We start from the raw sequence: 5108 nt of genomic DNA on the forward strand, positions 1-5108 counted from the left end.
GTCAAATCCAGAGCCTAATTTTTTAAAGCAATCAATCACTGCAAGATTGCTATTAGCCTTCATTGCATAGTGGACACGGGCACGTCTTTTGCCAGAGGAATCTAGGCACGCTTTGTCATAGGCTTGATACGCTTGAGTTAAGGCCTTCTTGCTATAGATATACAGGGGTGTGCCGAACTCTTTTGCCAAATCTGACAAAGGAATTTCTTCTGCATACCAAGTGCCACTGCGTTCTGTAAATCCAGCTAAGTCGGGGAGTGGAATCGCTTTACTTGTCATTGCTTGGCCGATGATGTGTTAGTGGCAGCAGGGCTTTGGGGTGGATAGAGCTTACCTTTGGGCTCTGGTTCAGAGGGAGGGCTAGGTGCCGGTGGCACATTTGGCAAATATAAAGGCCCTCTAACCCCACATCCAACAAGGGATATTAGAAGGCTAATGCCGAGAGTTCTTTTAAGAATCGCTATCATGAATGTCTCTAAAACGAATGATTGAATATAGCATGCAGGACTCTAATATGAAGCCGGGTAATTTGACTGTAGAAACCATTGACGATAAGCAGTTCCATCAGTTGGGCAGTAATTTGTTGCAGTCAATTGAAGCGGCTTTAGAGGCCGCAGATGATGAATTGGACCTCGATCTCGATGTTGAGCGCCAAGGCGGAAATGTCATCAATATTCGATTTAGGGATCGCAGTGTGATTGTGGTTAATACCCAACCCCCTCTACATGAAATTTGGGTAGCGGCTAAATCTGGCGGTTATCACTATCGCTGGGCTGGTTCTGTGGCTTCACCGCGGTGGTTGGATACCAAAACTGGGCGCGAGCTATTGAGTGACTTATCAGAGTTTGCTAGCGCTCAAGCTGGTCAGGCGATCACTATTGGACTTCTCCGGAAATAAGCGGCGATAGCCCGGGAAATTAAACCGCCCCAGTTGCTGTGAGTGTCTCGATAACTTGAGTATCGGGAACGCTCTTAATTTGAGCTTTGCCAATCTTTTCTAAGACAACGTATCGAATCTGACCGCCCTCAGTCTTTTTATCTACTTGCATTAATTCCATATAACGTTGCGCACCAAACTTCGGAGGCGCAATCGGTAGATTCATAGACTGAATAATGCGAGTAAGGCGATTGACCTCATCTTGAGTGATGAAGTTCAGGCGTCGTGAGAGGTCCGCTCCCATGACCATGCCACAGCCAACGGCTTCACCATGTAACCACTCGCCATAACCCATGCCGGCCTCAATCGCATGACCAAAGGTGTGTCCAAAATTGAGAGTAGCGCGAATGCCACCTTCTCTCTCATCCGCTGAAACAACCGCGGATTTAATTTCACAAGAACGTAACACTGCATGTGCCATTGCCGCGGTATCACATGCCAATAAAGATTTTGCATTTGATTCAATCCAGCTTAAGAACTCCGCATCCGCAATAGCGCCATGCTTGACTACTTCAGCTAGGCCCGCAGATAGCTCGCGGGCAGGTAATGTCTTCAATGTATTGAGGTCGGCAATGACTGCTGCAGGCTGGTGAAACGCCCCAATCATATTTTTCCCAAGTGGATGGTTAATGCCTGTCTTGCCGCCGACAGAGGAGTCCACCTGAGCTAGTAAGGTTGTTGGCACTTGAATGAAGCGGATACCGCGCATAAAGCTAGCAGCAGCAAAGCCAGTCATATCACCAATGACGCCGCCACCTAATGCAACCAACATGGTTTGACGATCAGCGCCAAACTTCAGAAGGTCATCAAAAATTAACTGAAGATTTTTCCAGTCCTTATAAGACTCTCCATCAGGCAAGACAATGGTTCTGACTGGCTTGCCGAGTTTCTCTAAGGTCTTGGTTAGACGCTCTGCATATAAAGGGGCTACCGTAGTATTGGTAACGATATAAATCGATGTCGCTTTTTCACAGGCGCTAAATAATTCTGGCTGATCAATTAAATCTGTACCAATATGAATGGGGTAGCTACGATTGCCTAGATCAACTTCTAATGTTTTCATGGATAAATTTATGCGGAGAGTTCGAGTTGCATGATAAGAGTGTTGACTAGTTGATTGACACTGGGCTTTCCAGTTTCAATGACATAGTCAGCGATTTCGCGATACAGGGGATCACGAATAGCGTATAGGTTTTCTAAAATCTTTTTTGCATCACCATTTTTAAGAAGTGGCCTACCTTCGCCACCTTTAGTCCGATGCCATAGCTCCATTGGATTAGCGTGCAAATAAATGACTGTTCCTCTTTCACTGAGGAATTGACGATTCTCTGGTAGTAGGACGGCACCACCGCCAGTTGCCAAGATGACATCATGTTCAGCTGTAATGTCTTTAATGGCCTGAGCCTCGCGTTTGCGAAAGCCATCTTCACCTTCCATTTCAAAAATGACGGGAATTTTGACTCCACAACGATCTTCAATCACATGGTCAGCATCTAAAAAGCGGCGACCCAATTTCTTGGCCAGCAATTTACCAACAGTCGACTTCCCGGCGCCCATAAGGCCAATTAGGAAGATATTGTTTGATGAAGAGTTCACCCCTCGATTTTATTAGTGTTTGTCGAGCACAGTGGGGGTTAAGAAGACTAATAGTTCGGTTTTATCTGCCAATTTAGATTTATGGCGAAATAAATGCCCAATCAAAGGAATATCTCCGAGAAGTGGAACCTTGACCTCGTCATCACGTTCGGTGGTTTGAAAGATGCCCCCAATGATGGCCGTGCCCCCATTTTCAACCGTGACCTCAGAACTGAGGTTTTTAGTGTCAATGGCATAACCCTGCTCGGTTTTCATGCCAATAGTGTCCTTATTAATACCGACCAGCATGGAGATCTTTCCGTCTGGATGAATTTTCGGCAAGACCTCTAGGCGTAAGTTCGCCTTACGAAACTGCAATTTGCTCCCACTTTGAGAACTCACTTGATATGGAAGCTCGGTTCCTTGCTCAATTGTGGCTTTAACTTGGTCGCCAGTCATGATGCGGGGGTTAGACAAAATCTTGCCTTGACCATCGGATTCCAGAGCTGAGAGCTCTATTTGCAGAAGGCGGGCTGCATTCTTGGAAACCAAAGTTGCAGCCAATGTGGCCGGGTTAAAGCCAGCTAAGCCAGCCCCTCCTAGATCGAGATTGGCGTTGGCATTTTGGTCTGGGTGACCACCAATACCATTAGCCTGATACCCCAACTTCACTCCAAGTTCGCGGGCAAAGCGCTGATCAGCCTCAACAATGCGAGCTTCTATGAGAATTTGCCGAGGGCTATTAATGTGATCGCCTCCAAAAGGTAGGGCGGCGTCTTCCCGTCGATACTTTTGGAAACTTTGAATTTCTGCATGAGGGCCAATCCAGTAAATATCTCCATTTCGAACGAGTCTCAAGCCTCGGCTTGCAAGAATGGAATGGAGGGCGGTTTGCCAAGGGGTGTCCTTAAGATCAACTGAAATCTTGCCCTGAATGGATTCGCTGAGGAGAAAGTTGGTATCCCCCATTTTGGCTAAAACCTGCAATAACTCGGTCAATTCAATTTGGCTAAATTGCAGGCTAATGCGACTATCTTTGCGGTACACCGATGAGTTTGCTTCGGGGTGGCTTCCGAGGGCTGGATTCAAATAAACAGCCATCAATAAGAGTAGAAAGTTGGCGAGGGTTTTTAATGGGATTTTCAATAGGGTTACTCTGATTGGGTCGACTTAAAAGTGATGGATTTCCCTTTCGGGTGAGTCAAAACAGCTAGCTCTTTTTCGGATTGGGTTAGGCGCCATTCCCCCAGAACTGTATCCCCCTTGACCACCATTTTTGTGGAATTGCCGGTATGGAAAAAGGCTTGCTCCGCTGTCCCCATACGGGTGATGCCTAAATATCGCCAGCGACGAAGTTCAGCCTCATGCGGAATCACTACCGGTTTACTTTGAGTGCTCTGAGTTGGCGTTTTTATCTCAATTGAGTGAATACTTACTTCTATTTCTTCTATTGCCTGGTATAGATTCTCTTTCTCAGATGCCCATTCGTTTTGCGAGAGTTCAAATTCTTCTTTGAGTGCCAATAGTTGGTTTTCTAGGGTTCTTATCTCAAGTTCGTTCCCAGATTGATTGCCATCAAAATAAAAAAAGAGGCATCCCCCGCAGAGCAATAGGATGCTGCCAACGATCCAAGGTGAACTGAAAGTCAGGCCCTTTAGTTCAAAGGATTTAGCAGAAAAAGCAGACTTGGGAGTTTTGTTTTGGGGTGTTGCATCAACTCTGGGAGGGCAGGATGTTTTGCGAATGCCATGGGGGTCTGGAATGGCAGGGTCGTCTCCGAGCTCACTCAGAATATCGTCAAAAGATTGGGGGGAAATATGGCGTGGAGGCATGCCATATTGTTTGCCCTGAGAATAGTAAAAACGATCGGTATAAGCAGAATTGGCTGTCAGAAAAATCTGCTAAAAAATATTTAAAACAAGGGTTTTGGAGCTTTCGGGGAAAATGCGTAAGCACCCTATAATTTGACTCTATGGCTCTACCCCCAAAAGACAAGCCGCCCTTAAATGGGCGGTTCAACCGACAGCCTGATAGACGCCCTGGTCAGCCAAGAGCGGAGGGCTTCTCGAAGAGAAAATCTGGAAGTAATCCCCTGATTAAGGCCTTACTAATTATCACTATGCTCTTTGCGGTGGTGGTCACATTGCTACTGGGATACGCCTTCTTAATTGCGAAGCCGAATTTGCCGAAAATTTCCGCTTTAGTTGATTACAACCCAAAAACACCATTACGTATCTATACAGCTGACAAAGTCTTAATAGGTGAGTTTGGAGAGGAGCGCCGAAAGGTAATTCCTTTGAGCGAAATACCAATGACCATGCGTAATGCAGTCTTGGCCATTGAGGATGATCGTTTCTACTCTCATGGTGGCGTTGATTACGTGGGCATCTTAAGGGCTGCGCTCACCAATTTACGCGGTAATCTTTCTCAGGGTGCATCAACCATCACCATGCAGGTTGCCCGGAATTTTTTTCTGAGTAACGAAAAAACCTTTAGTCGTAAGATTTATGAAGTTCTCCTCTCTTGGGAAATTGAGTCTCAATTAAGCAAAGATAAGATTCTTGAGATATACATGAATCAGATTTTTTTGGGGCAA

General features: G+C 45.9%; 7 protein-coding genes and 1 pseudogene. 2 read left to right on the forward strand and 6 right to left on the reverse strand.

From position 1 onward, the window contains the following. A pseudogene (locus tag B7Y67_RS10475) lies at positions 1-279 on the reverse strand (diaminopimelate decarboxylase); the annotation flags it as partial. Next, positions 276-467 carry a lipoprotein gene (locus B7Y67_RS19505; protein ID WP_363927107.1) on the reverse strand — a complete coding sequence of 64 codons (192 nt, stop codon included), beginning with the start codon at positions 465-467 and terminating at the stop codon, positions 276-278. The gene B7Y67_RS19505 and the pseudogene B7Y67_RS10475, both read right to left, overlap by 4 nt. A gap of 47 nt (positions 468-514) precedes the next feature. Between B7Y67_RS19505 and cyaY the strand changes: the two genes are divergently transcribed. After that, a complete protein-coding gene (gene cyaY, locus B7Y67_RS10480; RefSeq protein WP_215303690.1) occupies positions 515-898 on the forward strand; it encodes an iron donor protein CyaY in 384 nt (127 codons plus the stop codon). A gap of 19 nt (positions 899-917) precedes the next feature. Here the strand turns inward: cyaY and aroB are convergent, their stop codons facing one another. Genes aroB through B7Y67_RS10500 form a run of 4 tightly spaced genes read right to left on the reverse strand, consistent with a single transcriptional unit; the run spans position 918 to position 4344 of the window. After that, positions 918-2000 carry a 3-dehydroquinate synthase gene (aroB, locus tag B7Y67_RS10485; RefSeq protein ID WP_293598598.1) on the reverse strand — a complete coding sequence of 361 codons (1083 nt, stop codon included), beginning with the start codon at positions 1998-2000 and terminating at the stop codon, positions 918-920. An 8-nt stretch (positions 2001-2008) separates the two neighbouring features. After that, on the reverse strand, positions 2009-2494 hold the full coding sequence (locus B7Y67_RS10490; RefSeq protein WP_215387824.1) for a shikimate kinase: 486 nt from the start codon (positions 2492-2494) through the stop codon (positions 2009-2011). Between the two features lie 51 nt (positions 2495-2545). Then, on the reverse strand, positions 2546-3613 hold the full coding sequence (locus B7Y67_RS10495; protein ID WP_293598599.1) for a secretin and TonB N-terminal domain-containing protein: 1068 nt from the start codon (positions 3611-3613) through the stop codon (positions 2546-2548). Between the two features lie 50 nt (positions 3614-3663). Further along, positions 3664-4344 (reverse strand): hypothetical protein, encoded by a 681-nt coding sequence (locus tag B7Y67_RS10500; RefSeq protein ID WP_293598600.1) that lies wholly within the window; start codon positions 4342-4344, stop codon positions 3664-3666. Between the two features lie 140 nt (positions 4345-4484). Between B7Y67_RS10500 and B7Y67_RS10505 the strand changes: the two genes are divergently transcribed. Next, positions 4485-5108 (forward strand): transglycosylase domain-containing protein (locus B7Y67_RS10505; protein WP_293598601.1); only part of this gene is annotated, 624 nt, incomplete at its 3' end.

Source organism: Polynucleobacter sp. 35-46-11, assembly GCF_002281105.1.

Bases quoted from the DNA above. Each gene is read 5' to 3' on its own strand.
- B7Y67_RS19505 (WP_363927107.1), bottom strand. From the start codon at position 467: ATGATAGCGATTCTTAAAAGAACTCTCGGCATTAGCCTTCTAATATCC.
- cyaY (WP_215303690.1), top strand. From the start codon at position 515: ATGAAGCCGGGTAATTTGACTGTAGAAACCATTGACGATAAGCAGTTC.
- aroB (WP_293598598.1), bottom strand. From the start codon at position 2,000: ATGAAAACATTAGAAGTTGATCTAGGCAATCGTAGCTACCCCATTCAT.
- B7Y67_RS10490 (WP_215387824.1), bottom strand. From the start codon at position 2,494: ATGGGCGCCGGGAAGTCGACTGTTGGTAAATTGCTGGCCAAGAAATTG.
- B7Y67_RS10495 (WP_293598599.1), bottom strand. From the start codon at position 3,613: ATGGCTGTTTATTTGAATCCAGCCCTCGGAAGCCACCCCGAAGCAAAC.
- B7Y67_RS10500 (WP_293598600.1), bottom strand. From the start codon at position 4,344: ATGCCTCCACGCCATATTTCCCCCCAATCTTTTGACGATATTCTGAGT.